The sequence below is a fragment of the Azospirillum baldaniorum genome (assembly GCF_003119195.2).
Taxonomy (GTDB): domain Bacteria; phylum Pseudomonadota; class Alphaproteobacteria; order Azospirillales; family Azospirillaceae; genus Azospirillum; species Azospirillum baldaniorum.
On the sequence record NZ_CP022254.1, the window covers coordinates 1,333,637 to 1,350,089 of the forward strand.

Annotated in this window: 16 protein-coding genes; 11 read left to right on the forward strand and 5 right to left on the reverse strand. The window is 69.3% G+C overall.

Going from position 1 to position 16,453, the window contains the following annotated elements; translation table 11 throughout:
- Positions 1-34 precede the first annotated feature (34 nt).
- The gene (locus Sp245p_RS20350) at positions 35-622 is read left to right on the forward strand and encodes a hypothetical protein (RefSeq protein WP_014198089.1); all 588 of its coding nucleotides are present in this window, start codon (positions 35-37) and stop codon (positions 620-622) included.
- Between the two features lie 221 nt (positions 623-843).
- On the opposite strand, the gene ahcY is transcribed toward Sp245p_RS20350, so the two are convergent.
- Positions 844-2,163 (reverse strand): adenosylhomocysteinase, encoded by a 1,320-nt coding sequence (gene ahcY, locus Sp245p_RS20355; protein ID WP_014198090.1) that lies wholly within the window; start codon positions 2,161-2,163, stop codon positions 844-846.
- Positions 2,164-2,383: 220 nt separating this feature from the next.
- On the opposite strand from ahcY, the gene Sp245p_RS20360 reads away from it, so the two are divergent.
- The 8 genes from Sp245p_RS20360 (at position 2,384) to Sp245p_RS20395 (ending at position 11,318) form a co-directional block, all read left to right on the forward strand.
- Positions 2,384-3,142 (forward strand): phosphatase PAP2 family protein, encoded by a 759-nt coding sequence (locus tag Sp245p_RS20360; RefSeq protein ID WP_014198091.1) that lies wholly within the window; start codon positions 2,384-2,386, stop codon positions 3,140-3,142.
- A 53-nt stretch (positions 3,143-3,195) separates the two neighbouring features.
- The gene (locus tag Sp245p_RS20365; RefSeq protein WP_246119800.1) at positions 3,196-3,786 is read left to right on the forward strand and encodes a hypothetical protein; all 591 of its coding nucleotides are present in this window, start codon (positions 3,196-3,198) and stop codon (positions 3,784-3,786) included.
- Positions 3,787-3,807: 21 nt separating this feature from the next.
- Positions 3,808-4,179, forward strand: a complete 372-nt coding sequence (locus tag Sp245p_RS20370) for a hypothetical protein (RefSeq protein WP_014198093.1) — start codon at positions 3,808-3,810, stop codon at positions 4,177-4,179.
- Positions 4,180-4,316: 137 nt separating this feature from the next.
- Positions 4,317-5,849, forward strand: a complete 1,533-nt coding sequence (locus Sp245p_RS20375) for a glycosyl transferase family protein (RefSeq protein WP_014198095.1) — start codon at positions 4,317-4,319, stop codon at positions 5,847-5,849.
- 370 nt (positions 5,850-6,219) lie between these two features.
- Positions 6,220-8,523: a TonB-dependent receptor gene (locus Sp245p_RS20380; RefSeq protein ID WP_014198096.1), complete on the forward strand. Its 2,304-nt coding sequence runs from the start codon at positions 6,220-6,222 to the stop codon at positions 8,521-8,523.
- A gap of 250 nt (positions 8,524-8,773) precedes the next feature.
- Positions 8,774-9,460 (forward strand): Fe2+-dependent dioxygenase, encoded by a 687-nt coding sequence (locus Sp245p_RS20385; RefSeq protein ID WP_014198097.1) that lies wholly within the window; start codon positions 8,774-8,776, stop codon positions 9,458-9,460.
- Positions 9,460-10,131, forward strand: coding sequence for a tetratricopeptide repeat protein (locus Sp245p_RS20390; RefSeq protein ID WP_041812388.1), 672 nt, complete (start codon positions 9,460-9,462; stop codon positions 10,129-10,131). Before Sp245p_RS20385 ends, Sp245p_RS20390 begins: the two co-directional genes overlap by 1 nt.
- Before the next feature lie 98 nt (positions 10,132-10,229).
- Positions 10,230-11,318, forward strand: coding sequence for an alpha-hydroxy acid oxidase (locus Sp245p_RS20395; RefSeq protein ID WP_041812390.1), 1,089 nt, complete (start codon positions 10,230-10,232; stop codon positions 11,316-11,318).
- 161 nt (positions 11,319-11,479) lie between these two features.
- Here the strand turns inward: Sp245p_RS20395 and Sp245p_RS20400 are convergent, their stop codons facing one another.
- Genes Sp245p_RS20400 through Sp245p_RS20415 form a run of 4 tightly spaced genes read right to left on the reverse strand, consistent with a single transcriptional unit; the run spans position 11,480 to position 15,127 of the window.
- Positions 11,480-12,238 (reverse strand): iron ABC transporter ATP-binding protein, encoded by a 759-nt coding sequence (locus Sp245p_RS20400; RefSeq protein ID WP_014198100.1) that lies wholly within the window; start codon positions 12,236-12,238, stop codon positions 11,480-11,482.
- Positions 12,235-13,218, reverse strand: coding sequence for an iron chelate uptake ABC transporter family permease subunit (locus tag Sp245p_RS20405; protein ID WP_041812393.1), 984 nt, complete (start codon positions 13,216-13,218; stop codon positions 12,235-12,237). The genes Sp245p_RS20400 and Sp245p_RS20405 overlap by 4 nt, the downstream gene beginning before the upstream one ends.
- A complete protein-coding gene (locus tag Sp245p_RS20410; RefSeq protein ID WP_420867246.1) occupies positions 13,208-14,185 on the reverse strand; it encodes an ABC transporter permease in 978 nt (325 codons plus the stop codon). Before Sp245p_RS20410 ends, Sp245p_RS20405 begins: the two co-directional genes overlap by 11 nt.
- A gap of 12 nt (positions 14,186-14,197) precedes the next feature.
- Entirely contained in the window at positions 14,198-15,127 is a 930-nt protein-coding gene (locus Sp245p_RS20415; RefSeq protein WP_014198103.1) for a siderophore ABC transporter substrate-binding protein, read from the reverse strand.
- Positions 15,128-15,401: 274 nt separating this feature from the next.
- Here Sp245p_RS20415 and Sp245p_RS20420 point away from each other — a divergent pair, with 274 nt between their 5' ends.
- Together Sp245p_RS20420 and Sp245p_RS20425 are read left to right on the forward strand one after the other, a co-directional pair.
- Entirely contained in the window at positions 15,402-15,998 is a 597-nt protein-coding gene (locus tag Sp245p_RS20420) for a PadR family transcriptional regulator (RefSeq protein WP_109138889.1), read from the forward strand.
- 41 nt (positions 15,999-16,039) lie between these two features.
- Positions 16,040-16,366: a DUF2218 domain-containing protein gene (locus Sp245p_RS20425; RefSeq protein WP_014198105.1), complete on the forward strand. Its 327-nt coding sequence runs from the start codon at positions 16,040-16,042 to the stop codon at positions 16,364-16,366.
- Positions 16,367-16,453: the final 87 nt, after the last annotated feature.

Below are 16,453 nucleotides of genomic sequence, written 5' to 3' on the forward strand. Positions count from 1 at the left end.
TGCCGCGCCGTTTTTCCGTCTCACCGGAGCGATCATGCCCACCCGCCGTTTGGTTCTCGCCGCCGCTCTCGCCACCGTGGCCCTGACGGCCTGCCAGAGCACGCCGCCGCGTCCGGCGGCCCGGCCCATCGACTATTCCAACTTCGGCCCGATCGTCCTGAACGCGGGCGGCGTCGACGTGGTGGACGCCCACCGGCCGGCCGGCACCGCCGTCGACCAGCGCATCCCCCTGCCGCCCGCCGAGGCGGTGCGTCGCTGGGCCAACGAGCGGCTCCAGGCCGCGGGCGGGCCGGGCCGCGTCCGCGTCACCATCCGCGACGCCAGCATCGTCGAGGTCCAGCTTCCCAAGACCGGCGGGGTGAAGGGCTATTTCACCAACGATCAGGCCCAGCGCTACGACGGCCGGATCGAGGTCGAGATCGGCGGCGATCTGCCCGGCGAGACGACCTTCCGCGGCATGACCAAGGCGACGGTGACCCAGTCGACCACGGTGCCGGAAAACATCTCGCTGGCCGACCGCGAGGCGACGCTGCAGGACCTCGTCCGCCGCATGATGGACGACCTGAACGCCCGGCTGGACGCCGGCATCCGCAAGGACTTGGCGCCGATGGTGCGGCGGTAGGGTTTGGCGGCAGGGGAGGTCTTGCCCCCTCCCTAGCCCTCCCCCGCTTTCGCAGGGGAGGGGATTATCCTCCCTCTCCTGCGAAGCGGGGGAGGGAAGGGGCCCACGGCAAAGCCGTGGGAAGGGTGGGGGCAACAGCGCATTCCAAACGCAAAAAGGGCCGCCCCGTGGGGCGGCCCTTTCCGTTCCGATCCGTTTGGATCCGGTCCACTTTGGCCCGCTTAGTAGCGGTAGTGGTCCGGCTTGAACGGGCCCTCGACCTTCACGCCGATGTACTCGGCCTGCTTGGCGGAGAGCGTGGTCAGCTTGGCGCCGATCTTGTCCAGATGCAGGCGGGCGACCTTCTCGTCCAGGTGCTTCGGCAGGACGTAGACCTTGTTCTCGTAGCTGGCGGCGTTGGTCCACAGCTCGATCTGGGCCAGCACCTGGTTGGTGAAGCTGGCGCTCATCACGAAGCTCGGGTGGCCGGTGGCGCAGCCCAGGTTCACCAGGCGGCCCTGGGCCAGGACGATCAGGCGCTTGCCGTCGGGGAAGACGACCTCGTCAACCTGCGGCTTGACCTCTTCCCACTTGTAGTTGCGCAGAGCCTCGATCTGGATCTCGCTGTCGAAGTGGCCGATGTTGCAGACGATGGCGCGGTCCTTCATCTGGCGCATGTGGTCCAGCGTGATGACGTCGACGTTGCCGGTCGCGGTGACGAAGATGTCGCCCTGCGGGGCGGCCTCGTCCATCGTGACGACCTGATAGCCTTCCATGGCGGCCTGGAGCGCGGTGATCGGGTCGATCTCCGTCACCAGGACGCGCGCTCCCTGCGAGCGCAGCGAGGCGGCCGAGCCCTTGCCCACGTCGCCGTAGCCGGCGACCACGGCGACCTTGCCGGCCACCATCACGTCGGTGGCGCGCTTGATGCCGTCGACCAGCGACTCGCGGCAGCCGTAGAGGTTGTCGAACTTCGACTTGGTGACGCTGTCGTTCACGTTGATGGCCGGAACCTTCAGCGTGCCCTTCTTCATCATCTCATAGAGACGGTGGACGCCGGTGGTCGTCTCCTCCGACAGGCCGCGGACCTCGGCCAGCATCTCCGGATACTTGTCGTGCATGATCTGGGTGACGTCGCCGCCGTCGTCCAGGATCATGTTCGGGGTCCAGCCGGCATACTCACCGGTGGCCGGACCGCGCAGCGTCTGCTCGATGCACCACCAGAACTCCTCCTCCGTCTCGCCCTTCCAGGCGAAGACCGGGATGCCGGCGGCGGCGATGGCGGCGGCGGCCTGGTCCTGGGTCGAGAAGATGTTGCAGGACGACCAGCGGACGGTCGCGCCGAGAGCGGTCAGCGTCTCGATCAGCACGGCGGTCTGGATGGTCATGTGCAGGCAGCCGACGATGCGGGCGCCGGCCAGCGGCTTGGACTCGCCGAACTCCGCGCGCAGCGCCATCAGGCCGGGCATCTCGGTCTCGGCGATGGTGATTTCCTTGCGGCCCCACTCGGCGAGGCTGATGTCCTTGACCTTGAAGTCGGTGAAGTTGGCGGGCGCGGCCATCGGGGGGTCTCCTGGGCGGCTGTTTGCGGGACAGCAATGGTTCGGGGCGGGCGCACCGGCCCGCTTGTGGGGCTGGTGTAGCAGCGCCATCCGGCCCCCGCAAGCATAAAGATATCTTTATGTTTGTGGGATCGACCATTCGGCGGCGTCCGCTTCGCCCCGGCGGACCTTTTTCCCGGAGGCCGGCGTTCCCATAACCGGTCTGTGGCGGACGGGAGGCATGGGACGGGCGATGGCGCTGGCAGGATTGAGGGCACCCGGCTTCTGGACGAGGCTCGGCCGGCACGAATTGCGGCTTCTCGTCGGCATGGCGGTCAGCGCCGGGCTGATCCTGACCTTCGCCCTGCTGGCCGGCGAGGTGATCGAGGGCGAGACGGCGGCCTTCGACCGCGCGGTGCTGATGGCGCTGCGGGTGGCTGGTGATCCGGCGATGCCGCTTGGCCCGCCCTGGCTTCACAACGCGGCGCGCGACGTCACGGCGCTGGGCAGCATCACGGTGCTGTCTCTGATCACCGCGGTGACGCTGGGTTTCCTGCTGCTTCGGGGGAAGCGCGGGGCGTCGCTTCTGGTGCTGCTCTCGGTCGGCGGCGGCATGGCGATCAGCAGTCTGCTGAAAAACCAGATCGGGCGGGAGCGCCCGGACATCGTTCCCCACGGCGACATCGTCTTCACCGCCAGCTTCCCCAGCGGCCATTCGCTGCTGTCGGCGGTTGTCTTCCTGACGCTGGGCGCCATGCTGGCCCGCTTCGTCGAGGGGCGGCGGCAGAAGGCCTATGTGCTCGTCGTGGCGATGGCGGTGACGCTGCTGGTCGGGTGCAGCCGGGTCTATCTGGGAGTCCATTGGCCAACCGACGTCCTGGCGGGCTGGTGCGTCGGGGCGGGTTGGGCCGCGCTGTGCTGGCTCGTCGCCCTGTGGCTGCAAAGACGCGGTGCGGTCGAACCGGAGGGTGAAGCCGGACCGGTGCCGGATCGCACTTGACCCCGCCGGTCCTCAGCCGATATTTCGGGTGATCCCGCCGATCAACCCACAGCATGTCGATGCCCGAAGGCACTTTGGACCGTGAAACCCTGCAAGCCGTCGGCGTGCTGAAGCGCGCCGTGGACGAGGCGCGGGTGCCGGGCGTGCTGGAGTTCCGGCTGCTCTCCAGCGCGCTGGACCGCACTCTGGAAACCGAAGACCTGCATGAACTGAACGAGGCCAAGCGCGTTTACGAAACGCTGGACGGCGAATGCCGGACGCTGGTCGTGGAGCGTGCCACCAGCCTCGCCCATGCCGAGGCCGCCGAACGGCGGGCGCCGCATGAGGAGGTGGAGGCCGTGATCGTCCCCGTCGCTGCGGCGAAGCCGCAACCTCCGGCGTCGTCGCCTTCGGCGCCACCGGCCGGGCCCCCGCCGCGCCTGCGCGGCGGCAGGACGATGCGTCCGGCCACCGGTTTCCTGGCGGCGCTGAACGGCGTGCGCTCCGCCTCGCGGAGCCAGCCGCCGGGCCAACGGAAGGAGGACGCCGCGCCGGACAGCCGCGCCACCGCGAAGTCGCGGCTGATGGCGGCGGTGGAGGAGCGGCGCGAGAGCGACCACGGCGCGCGGTTCCATTCCGGCGGTCCAGTGTCGGACAGCGACTGATTGAGAGAGGATGATCACACAATGACAGCGTTCAGGGTCGGGGATCAGGTGACGATCCACAACAGCCAGACCGGCCCGGAGAGGATCGCCATGGTCGACGCCTTCACCGAGGGCAACCGCTGCATGGTGCTGTCCGACGGCACCAAATGGCGGGCGGACGGACAGCGCCAATGGCGTGTCGGCAGCGGCTACTACAAGGGGCCGGTGGTCGAGCGGACGCGGCCCGGTGACGTCGACATCGTGACCCGGCGCCGCGCCATCGGCGTGATCCGCAAGTTCGCCCAGGACCTGAACATGGAAAGCCCGTTCGACGCGGCGGCGCTGACCCGCATCGTCGAGCGGATCCAGGCGGAGCAGGCCGCGGCCCCCAAGCCCGCGGACTCCGAGGACTGAGGGGCACAAGCCTCCGGCCCCGTCCGTCGCGGGGCCGGAGGGCGGACCAGCCGTGTTGCGTTGGCATGCAAATGCGTATCATTATCATGGTATGCAGCCGTGAACCGGCTAGGCAACCGCATTCGGGCTGAACGCACATGATGGACAAGAGGAAGGGCGCGGCGCCTCGTCCAGCGCCGGTGCCGGAGGCGTCCGCTCCGGGCAAGGCTGCCCTCGGCGGCCAGGAGAACCGGCTGTCGCGTGGCCGTCTGATCGTCGCGCTGGACGCGCTGCTGTCGAAACGGAACGTCACGCTGGCCGCCCGCGACCTCGGTCTGCAAACCTCGGCGCTCAGCCGGCTTCTGGCGCAGATGCGCGAGGAGTTCGGCGATCCCCTGTTCATCCGCTCGGGCCGCGGTCTGGTGCCGACGCCCTTCGCCGAAGCGCTGCGCCCGCGCGTGCAGGCGCTGGCCCGCGGGATCGACGCCCTGTTCGAACCGTCGATGGAACGCCCGGCGCCCGACGAAACCTTCGATCCCCGCTGGAACGTGCCGACCGGTATCGACGCGCCGCCGCTTCAGGTCCGGCCCGCCGGCCTGCTGGAGGGGCAGCCGTCCCCAGCCCAGATCGACGCAAAGCTGGACAAGATCGGGCCGGACGCCTCCGCACAGGACCGGCTGGCCCGCCACATCGGCGTGCTGGGCGTCGCCGGCGGCGGCCACGGACGCCCGCTGACCGCCGAGGAGGCGGAGGAGGCGATGACCATCATCCTGGAGGGCGAGGCCGATCCGGTCCAGGTCGGCGCGCTTCTCGGCATGATGCGGATGCGCGGCTCCACCGCGCCGGAACTGGCCGGACTGGTGCGGGCGATGCGGGCGCATGTCGCCGCCGGGCTGGGCCGGACGATCCAGGCGGACATCGACTGGCCCTGCTTCACCTCGCCCAACTACCACAACCCGCCCTGGTTCTTCCACGCGGCGCGGCTGGTCGCTCAAGCCGGCCACCGGGTGCTGCTGCACGGCGGTACGGGCTGCAGCGCAGCGTCCGGCCGTTACGAGTTCATCGCGCCCACCGTGGGCATCCCCGTCTGCGCCAACGCGCGGGAGATCGCGGCGGCTCTGGCGGCGCAGCGGATCGCCTACGCGCCGCTCGCCGCCCTGTCCCCGCAGATCTACCGGCTGATCGGGCTGCACCGGCTGACCCAGACCCGCTCCGCCGTGTTCGAGGCCGTGCATCTGCTGAAGCCGGCTAAGGCCAAGACCTCCCTGCTGGGCGCGGCGAAGCCGACCTACCGGGAGCTGCACCGCGACGCCGCCCGCATCCTCGGCTGGAAGCACATGGCCGTGCTGGGCAGCGTGCGCGACGTCGCCCAGTTCACGCCCTTCCGTCCCTCCTCCATCCACCGTCTGGTCAACGGCGAGGCGGAGGACCTCATTCTCCCCGCCTGCATGGAGGAGCCGCCCCCCACGCCGCGCCCGCGCGGCACCAGCCTGGAGTACTGGCAGGGGGTGTGGACCGGTGCCGTGCGCGACGCGCGGGCCGAGCGCATCATCGTCGGCACCGCGGCCTTCGCCCTGTTCGCCCTTCCCGGCGCCACCGGGCCGGCCTTCGCCGACGCCCTGCGGCTGGCCGAACAGCTCTGGAAGGCCCGTCTCGGGCAGGGCGCGATGGCCGTGCAGAGTCCGCCCTGACGTAGAAAAGACGTTCGGCCGGCGGCGCTTCTGCATATTGCGAATAATTCTTATTATCGGCGTTGCTGCTTTGCAACAGTTGGGGTTCGTCCAGCCCCGCATGATCCTCTGAAAATCTCTGAACAGACACTTTAAATCATTGGAATGCATGCGAAAAACGGGTGTCTGGCCGCGCCGGTGCAAACCGCCGGTGAGCCCGCCATGAGCCTCCGACAAACAGCATATCCCTGCATGCGCTGGGGCTGAAGGGCGGTGATTTTGCAATTTAGAATTATTCTGAATGATCGCCGTTGAAGGGGCTGCCTCCCCGCTTGGTAGATACCCGCCGCTGATCGGCGCATCCGCCACGACGATTTTTCGGGAGAGCCTCATGTTGCAATCGAATGTCCCCGACCGCCTCCGACCCATCATCGCCGGCGCCGCCGCGACGGCGGGGCTGGCGATGTCCTTCTCCACCCTGGCGACGGTGGCCGAGGCTCAGACGGCCGGAACGGGGGCCGGGTCTGGCGCGGGGACCGCGCCGGGCACCGCGGCCGGCGCCGCCACTGTCCTCGACCCGGTTCGGGTGGGCGCCGACCGTCCGGCCGACACCGGGAACGTGAACGCCAAGCCCACCGGCATCTCCCGCCTGCCCGACACCGTCAAGGACACGCCCCGCGTCGTCAACGTCGTTCCGGAAGAGATCATCGAGCAGCAGCGCGCCACGACCCTGGAGCAGGTCCTGCGCAACGTCCCCGGCATCACCATCTCGACCGGCGAGGGCAACGGCGGCCAGAACGGCGACCAGTTCCGCATCCGCGGCCTGACCGCCCGCGGCGACATCTACACCGACGGCCTGAAGGACTTCGGCGTCTACACCCACGACGTCTTCAACACCGAGACGGTGCAGGTCTTCAAGGGCCCGTCGGGCAACGGTTTCGGCGTCGGCAACTCCGGCGGCGTCATCAACCAGGGCACCAAGAAGGCCGGGCTTGAGAAGCGCTACAACGTCGAGCAGTCGGTGGGCACCGGCCCCGTCTACCGCACCACGGTGGACGTGAACCAGCCGATCAACGAAACGACCGCGTTGCGCTTCAACGGCCTGTACCACGACCAGGACGTCGCCGACCGCGACGAGGTCGAGGCCAAGCGCAAGGGCTTCGCCGCCGACCTCGGCGTCGGGCTGGGCACCCCGACGACCTGGCATCTGAACTACTCCTACCTGAACGGCGAGAAGACGCCGGACATGGGTCAGCCCATGATCCGCGGCCGCGACGGCATCCTGCGTCCGGCGCCGGAGTTCGGGCTCGACCGCTCGACCTCCTACGTCCGCAACCTGGATCGTGACGACACCGACAACCACATCGTCACCTCGACCCTGGCCCACGAGGTCAGCAAGAATCTGTCCTTCTACAACGACAGCCGCTACAGCCATTACGAGCGCGATTTCGTCTCGACGGCCCCGGCGGCGCTGACCGCCGCGGCCAACACCGCCTTCCTGAACGGCGGCAACCCGGTGATCTCCTACGGGGCCGGCGGCGGCATGGCCTTCAAGCAGAAGGGCTGGGGCGTCCAGAACGTCGCGGGCGTGAAGGCGGAGGGCAATTTCCTCGGCCTCTACCACAAGGTGAACGGCGGCCTGGACCTGAATTACCAGAAGGACGAGCGGCGCGGCGGCACCTGGGTCAACCGCACCAACACCCAGACCATCCGCAACCCCAGCCACAACTACCCGGCCAACGCCTTCCTCACCTACCCGGCGACCGGTCTGCGTGAATCCAGCGTCGCCAACACCGGCCTGTTCGTCACCGACCGGGTGTGGCTGTTCGACCAGCTTTCGGTGCAGGGCGGCCTGCGCTGGGATTACTTCCGCACCACCTTCAAGTCCGCCGATCCGGCGGTGATCGGTGGCAACGACACCACCCGCACGCTCAGCCCGTCGGCCAGCCTGATCTACGAGCCGACGAAGGACGTGTCGCTGTACTTCTCCTACGCGCGCTCCAACAAGCCGATCGGCGTGGACATCGCCGCGCAGGTCACCAACGGCACGGCGGAGACGCCGCGCGCCGGGCGTGACTTCGATCCGGAAAAGACCGACCTGTACGAGATCGGCGGCAAGGCCGACTTCCTCGGCGGGCGGCTGGGTCTGAACGGCGCCCTGTTCCAGATCGAGAAGAGCAACACCTACTCGGTCGATCCGGCCACCGGCACGGTCACCGACGGCTTCTCCGAGGCCGGTCTCGGCACCCGCATCCGCGGCTTCGAGGCCGGGGTGAGCGGCAAGGTGGTCGAGGGCTGGAGCGTTTACGCCAGCTACGCCTACCTCGACGGCGAGATCAAGGAGTCGCGGACCAACGCCGCGGTCGTCGGCAACGAGGCCCCGAACGTGCCGAAGCACAACGCCAGCCTGTGGTCGACCTACGAGTTCGCCCCCGGCGTCGTGCCCGGCAAGGTCATGGTCGGTGGCGGCGTCCAGTACGCCTCGGAATACTGGGCCGACAGCGCCAACACGGGCCGCGTGCCGGAGACGGTCTCGCTGGACAGCGTGGTGTCCTACGAGATCAAGAACCTGTCCCTGGCGCTCAACGCCTACAACCTGACCGACCACCGCAACTACGCCTCGGCCTTCAACGCCTCGCGCGCGGTGCCGGCCTCGGGCCGCACCTTCATGCTGACCGCCGGCGTCACCTTCTGATTCCGGCCAGGCCGGACCGTTTCCCGGACCATCCTCCGGGGGCCGGTCCGGCCTTCTTCCATGTATAGGGCTTTTGCCGCCTAACCCTCTCCCCTCCGGGGAGAGGGTGGCCCGAAGGGCCGGTGAGGGGGGTGCGCTTTTGCCGGACGCACCGCCAAGCGCAACCCCCTCACCCTAACCCTCTCCCCAGAGGGGAGAGGGGACAAGCGGTGGGGTCGCCCTGTCTTCTTCTGCAAAAGGATTCCTCCCCGTGCTTCTGCAAATCCCCGACGTTCTGACCGCCGACGAGGTCGCCCATTGCCGCGCCGTGCTGGAGGCGTCGCCCTGGGTCGACGGCCGCGTCACCGCGGGCTCCCAGGCGGTGCTGGCCAAGAACAACCTGCAGATCCCGGAGGAGAGCAACACCGCCCGCGAGCTGGGCGTGGTCATCCTGAAGGCGCTGGGCCGCAACCCGGCCTTCAATTCCGCGGCCCTGCCGCTGCGCGTCCTGCCGCCCATGTTCAACCGCTACGACCTGGACATGACCTACGGCAACCATGTGGACAACGCCATCCGGGCCATTCCGGGCACCGGCGGCATGCGCATGCGGGCCGACGTCTCCACCACGATCTTCCTCAGCGATCCCGGCGAGTATGACGGCGGCGATCTCGTCGTCGAGGACACCTACGGCACCAAGGGCGTGAAGCTGCCGGCGGGGCACGCGGTGGTCTATCCGTCCAGCAGCCTGCACCGGGTGACCCCGGTGACGCGCGGCTCGCGCTGGGCCTCCTTCTTCTTCACGCAGTCGCTGGTCAAGGACGACGGGCTGCGGGCGATGCTCTACGACCTCGACGTGGCGATCATCGACCTGCGCCGGGAGTTGGGCGACCAGCACCCGTCCGTGCTGGCCCTGGTGAACCACTATCACAACCTGCTGCGGCGCTGGGCGGAGGTGTGATGGACGGGAGAGTGACCGCCGCCGTCACGGCGGCGGGGCCGGGCATCATCGACGTGCAACTCGCCCTGGGGCAGCAATGCCTCGACCGGGGCGGGGCCGAGCGGGCGCAGGCGGTGGAGTGGTTCCGCATCGCCGCGCGCAGCGGCGACCCCCGCGCCGTCAACATGCTGGGGCGCTGCCACGAGCACGGTTGGGGCGTGCCCGCGGACCCCGTCCTGGCCGCCGCTTACTACCGCCGGGCCGCCGAGTTGGGCGACGCCTGGGCGCTGTTCAATCTGGCCGACCTGCATTGCCGCGGCCTGGGCGTTCCGGCGGACGACGCCGAAGCCTACCGCCTCTACGCCGCCGCGGCGCGCGGGGGGAACGTGAAGGCGCTGAACATGCTGGGCCTGTTCCACGAGGCCGGGCGCGCGGTGGCCGAGGACGGTGCGGGCGCCCGCCAACTCTTCCAGGCCGCCGCCGAGGGCGGGGACTGCTGGGGCCGCTTCAACCACGCCCGGCTGCTGCTCCAGGACGGGCGGACGGAGGAGGCGCTGGCGTGGTTCGCGCGGGCGTTGGAAACCGGTTTCCCCGACTTTTACTTCGGCATGGCCGCCGCCCTGGCCGGCCAGCCCGACCCGCGCCTGCGTGCGTTGGCGCGACGGGCGGGGGATTTGGCGGAGGGCCGGTGAGGGGGATGCGCATGGTGGGACGTCCAGCAAAAGCGCAACCCCCTCACCCTAACCCTCTCCCCGGAGGGGAGAGGGGACAATCCATGAGGACACCCGCGATGAGCGTTCCCGCCGACACCGTCTCGCTCTACGACTACGAGCGCCACTTCACCGCCCGCGTCGATGCGGCGACCCGCGCCTACATCGCCGGGACCGGGGCGGACGGCATCACCCGGCAGGCCAACCGCGACGCCTACGACCGGATGCGCCTGATGCCGCGGGCGTTGCGCGACCTGTCGGGGGCCAGCGCGGCGACGAGCCTGTTCGGGCAGGCGATGCCCTATCCCATCCTGATCGCGCCGATGGCCTTCCACCGGCTGGTCCATCGCGACGGGGAGCGGGCCACCGCGCAGGCGGCGGGGCTGACCGGCACCTGGATGACCGTCAGCACCCAGTCCAGCGTGACGCTGGAGGAGGTCGCGGCGGCGGCCGGAGGGCCGCTGTGGTTCCAGATCTACACCCAGCCGCGGCCGGAGGATACGTTGGCCCTGGTGCGGCGGGCGGAGGCCGCGGGCTACCGCGCTCTGGTGCTGACGGTGGACGCGCCGGTCAGCGGCCTGCGCAACATCGAACAGCGCGCCGGCTTCCGCCTGCCGGACGGCATCGCCCCGGTCAATCTGGCCGGGCTGGCGCCGGACAGCTTCACTCCGACGCGGCCCGGCAGCCCGGTCTTCCAGGGCATGCTGCACGCCGCGGCCAGCTGGGACACGGTGCGCTGGCTGTGCGCCGAGACGCGGCTGCCGGTGCTGTTGAAGGGGATCATGAACCCCGACGACGTCGACCTCGCCGTCGAGGCCGGGGCGGCGGGGATCATCGTGTCGAACCATGGCGGGCGGACGCTCGACACGCTGCCTGCGGTGGCGGAGGTGCTGCCGCTGGTCGCCACCCGCGCGGCGGGCCGCCTGCCCATCCTGGCGGACGGCGGCATCCGGCGCGGCACCGACATCCTGAAGGCGCTGGCGCTGGGCGCCGACGCGGTGCTGGTGGGCCAGCCGGTGCTGCACGCCCTGGCGGTCGGCGGCATGGCGGGGGTGGCCCACATGCTGACCATCCTGCAGACCGAGCTGGAGGTCGCCATGGCGCTGAGCGGGCGGGCGCGGCTGGCCGACATCGACCGGTCGGTGATCTTCGACCCGCCGCGTTGGTGACTGGATTTCCCTCTCCCGCCCCGGGAGAGGGAAGGGGCCCGCGCGAAGCGCGGGAAGGGTGAGGGTTCCGGCAACGGGTTAGTGCTTCGATCCTCGTGCGACCCTCACCCGCCCGCTTTGCGGGCACCCTCTCCCGGGGCGGGAGAGGGGAGTGGATGCTCTTACTGATAGTACAGCGCGATGCGCTGGCCGGCGTTCTCCATCACCTGGGCCTCGACGCCGTAGACGTCGCGGATGACGTCGGGCGTGATGATGGCCTCCGGCGGTCCCTGGTGCACGACACGGCCATCGCGCATCGCGACGATGCGGTCGGAGTAGCAGGAGGCGAAGTTGATGTCGTGCAGCACCAGCACGACGGTCTTGCCGAACTCGTCGGCGGTGCGGCGGAACAGCTTCATCATCGCCACCGCGTGCTTGACGTCGAGGTTGTTCAGCGGCTCGTCGAGCAGGATGTATTCGGTGTCCTGGCACAGCACCATGGCGATGAAGGCGCGCTGGCGTTGACCGCCCGACAGCTCGTCCAGGAAGCGGCCGGCCAGCGGCTCCAGGTCCAGATAGCGCAGCGCCTTGGCGATGTGCTTGCGGTCCTCGTCGGTCAGGCGGCCCTTGCTGTGCGGGTATCGGCCGAAGGCGACGAGGTCTTCCACCGTCAGGCGGGACATGATCTGGTTGTCCTGGCGCAGGATGGACAGGCGGCGGGCCAGCACCTCGCCCGGCGTGGTGGTCACGTCCAGCCCGTCGATTTCCACCGTGCCCGAGGACATCGGCAGCAGGCGGCTGATGATCGACAGCAGGGTCGACTTGCCCGCCCCGTTCGCCCCGATCAGCGAGATCACCCCGCCCGCGGGAAGAGACAGGGACACCCCGTCGAGGACGACGGTGCCGTTGTAGCGCTTCGTGATGTTCTTGACGTCGATCATCGGGCCGAACCCCGCACCAGGATGAACAGGAAGGCGAGACCGCCCACGAACTCGATGACGATGCTGAGCGCGGCGTTGTAGCCGAACACCCGCTCCAGCACGAGTTGGCCGGCGACCAGCGTCAGCACGGCGAGGAGCACCGCGGCGGGCAGGATCAGCGCGTGCCGGTGCGAGCGGACCACCAGATAGGCGAGGTTGGCGACCAGCAGCCCGAAGAAGGTGATCGGCCCGACCAGAGCCGTGGACACCGACACCAGGATGGACACCATCACCAGCACCGCCATCACCGCGCGCCGGTGCTCCACGCCGAGGTTGATCGCGGCGTCGCGCCCCAGCGCCAGCACGTCGAAGGTGCGCCGCCACCGCCAGCCGACCAGCGACACCGCCAGCACGACCAGCGCCGACACCGTCAGCAGTTCGACGTCCACCCGGTTGAAGTTGGCGAACAGCCGGTCCTGCACCGTCAGGAACTCGTTGGGGTCGATGATGCGCTGAAGGAAGCTGGTCAGGCTGCGGAACAGCACGCCGAACACGATGCCGACGAGGAGCAGCAGATGCAGGCTGCGCCGGTTGTCGCCCCGCCCCGCGCCGTTGAACAGCCACCAGTAGAGCAAGCCGGAGAAGACGACCATCGACGCCACCTCGATGCCGAAGCGCAGCCGCGGGTCGAGCGACGCCACCAGCCCGCTGCCGAACTGAAAGACCAGCAGCGTCTGGATCATCCGGTAGAGATGGTCGAAGCCCATCACCGAGGGGGTGAGGATGCGGTTGTTGGTGATCGTCTGGAACAGGACGGTCGACACGGCGACGGCGTAGCCGACCAGCACCATGGCGGCGATCTTGGTGCCGCGGAAGGCCAGGATGAAGTCCCACTTGCCCCGCGCGCCCAGCGTCATGAACAGCGCGATCGACAGCAGGGTCAGCGCCGACAGGCCGCCCAGGACGACCATCGGCGAGAGGATGCGGCGGTCAGCCGGCATGGCCGTTCCTCCGCAGCAGGAGATAGAGGAACAGGGCGCTGCCGATCACCCCCATCATCGTCCCGATCGGGATCTCGTAGGGATGGATCACCAGCCGCCCGGCGATGTCGCAGGCCAGCACCAGCCCGGCCCCCATCAGCGCGACCCAGGGCAGGGACCCGCGCATGTTGTCGCCGCGGACGAGGCTGACGACGTTGGGAACGATCAGCCCCAGGAAGGGGATCATGCCGCAGGTGGCGATCACCGCCGCGGTGGTCATCGACACGATGACCAGCCCCAGCGCCATCACCTTGCGGTGGTCGATGCCCAGGTTGGTGGCGACGTCCCGCCCCATCCCGGCGACGGTGAAGCGGTCCGCCGCCAGATAGGCGACGCCGGTCAGGGCGGCGCTCAGCCACAGCAGCTCGTAGCGGCCGAGCAGGATGGCGGAGAAGTCCCCGGTCTCCCAGCCGCGCACCGACTGGATCAGGTCCTGGCGGTAGGCGACGAACTCAGTCATCGCCGTGATGACCCCGCCCAGCATGATGCCGACAAGCGGCACCACCAGCGGCGAGCGCAGCGGCACCTGCCGCAGGATCGCCAGGAACAGCCCCGTCCCGGCCAGCGCGCACAGGCTGGCGACGGCCATGCGCCCGAACACCGGCATCTCCGGCGCCAGCAGCGAGACCATCATCATGCCGAAGATGGCCGATTCCGCGGTGCCGGCGGTGGAGGGCTCCACGAAGCGGTTGCGCACCAGCATCTGGAGGAGCAGGCCCGACACCGCCATGGCGGCGCCGGCCAGGATCAGGGCCAGCGTCCGGGGCAGCCGGCTGACCAGCAGCACCTGGGTGGCCTGATCCGGGGCGCCACCCGGAGTGCCACCGAACAGCGTCGCGAGGCTCACGTCGCTGACGCCGACGAACAGGCTCCAGACGGCCAGCAGGCCGATGCCCACGGTCGCCAGCGGGAGCGTGGCGATTGGCAGGGTCTTCACGGGTCAGGACTTCTTGGACAGCGCCGCCAGAAGATCGTCCACATCCTGCTGGAGCGCCGACAGCCCGCCGCCGACGATGTACCAGTTGCCGCCGTTCAGATAGACGACCTGATTCTTCTGCCAGGCGGTGGTGCGGCGGACGATGTCGTTGTCGAGGAACTGCCGAGCCGGCTTGCCGTCCTGCCCGATGGCGGCGTCGCGGTCGATCACGAACAGCCAGTCCGGGTTGGTCTCCAGGATGAATTCGAAGGAGATGGCCTGCCCGTGGTTGGCGACCTTCAGGTCGGGGGCGGCCGGCTGGATGCCGAACTCCGAGTGCAGGATGCCGAAGCGCGATCCCGGCCCGTAGGCGCTCATCTTGCCGCCGGTGGTCAGGACCAGCAGGCCCTTGCCGGCGTTGCCCGCCACCGCCTTCAGCTCGGCGATGGAGGCGCGCAGCCGGTCCAGCTTCTGCTTGACCTCGGCGGTCTTGCCGAAGATGCGGCCCAGCGTCTCGGCGTTTGCAATCGAGCTGTTCAGGAAGTCTTTCTGGTCGGTCGTCATGTCGAGCGTCGGCGCGATGCGCGACAGCTCGGCGTATTTCGGGGCGGAGCGGCCGCCGGCGATGATCAGGCCGGGCTCGGCGGCGTTCACCGCCTCGTAGTCGGGCTCGAACATGGTGCCGATCTTCGCATAGGACGGCCCGTCATACTTGGCGAGGTGCGGCGGCTTCAGCCCCGTGGGCACCCCGGCGATCGCGACGCCCAGCGCGTCGAGCGTGTCCAGCGCGGTCATGTCGAAGACCAGGACGGGGTCGAGCTTGGCGGGAAGCCGGGTCTCGCCCTGCGCGTGCCGCACCGTCATGTCCTGGGCGTAACCCGGGATGGGCGCCAGGGCGGCGAGGCCGACCACGGCGGCGGTCATGGCGAGGGCGTGGCGTCGGGTCAGCTTCATCCTTGACTCTCCTTCAACTTTGCCGGGACGGCCTATGCCGGAAGGGCGGGCGCACTGTGGTCCGGATTCCTGCGGAACGTCAATGCGAATTCCTCGCATTCGCAGTATGTTGGCTGGGCGTGGCTGAGGACGGCTGCGTCCCCTCTCCCGGGGCGGGAGAGGGAATAAGCGTCTCGGGGACTTGTGTTTCGACATGTCACGATATATCTTTGACCTATCAAAACGCAGTGGAGCCTCTGTCATGAGGTTTTTCCCGAATCCCTTCTGCGGCCGGATGCGCCGCCATCATCCCGGCCCGCACGGCGATGGCCCCCATGGCGGCGGTCCCCGTCACGGCGGCGGCCGTCACGCCGCGGAAGGAGGCTGGGGTCATGAGCGTCACGAGCGGCGCGGTGGGCGCGGCGGCCGGCGCGGCGTCTTCGAGGCGTCGGAACTGCGGCTGGTCCTGCTGCGGCTGATCGCTGACGAGCCGCGGCACGGCTACGACCTGATCCGCGCCGTCGAGGAGCTGACCGGTGGCGGCTATGTGCCCAGCCCCGGCGTGATCTACCCGACCCTGTCGCTGCTGGAGGAGATGGGTCACATCGCCAAGGCCGACGCCGAAGGCGCGCGCAAGCCCTTCGCCGTGACCCCGGAGGGCACCGCCCAGCTCGCCCAGGACGCGGCCACCGTCGACGCCCTGTTCGCCCGCCTCGCCGCCCTGGCGACCCGGCGGGCCCACACCGACGGCGCCCCGATCCGCCGCGCCATGGAGAATCTGAAGGCCGTGCTGATGCACCGGCTGGGGCGCGAGGGCGTCGACGCGGACACGGTGCACGCCGCCGTTTCCATCCTCGACGAGGCGGCCCAGCGCATCGAACGTCTTCCCTGAATCACCGGCCTGAATCACCGTTGCCAAACAGAAGGATCATCATGAGACACGCCAGCAGCGTCCGCGTCCCGACCCCGAACGGCAGCCGCTACCTCCAGCAGCTCTGCAAGCACTGGGCGCACAATCTGACGGTGGAGTACACGCCGGAGGCGGGGAGCGTCGTTTTCCCGCGCAACGCCCGCGGCGCCGATTGGCCGGGCGACGCCATCCTGACGCTCCAGGCCCGGCCGGACGCGCTGGACTGCCGGCTGGACACCAGCTCCGCCGAGCATCTCGCCGCCCTGAAGGGTGCGCTGGAACGCCATCTCGACCGCTTCGCCTTCCGCGAGGTTCCGCTGTCCTACCCCTGGCAGGACGAGGCGGCCTGACCCGGCCGCTCTCCTTGTCCTTGTTGCGGCAGGGGATTTTGTCACCGGAATGTTCCCCGGCATGCATGGATATGCCTTGAACTCCCC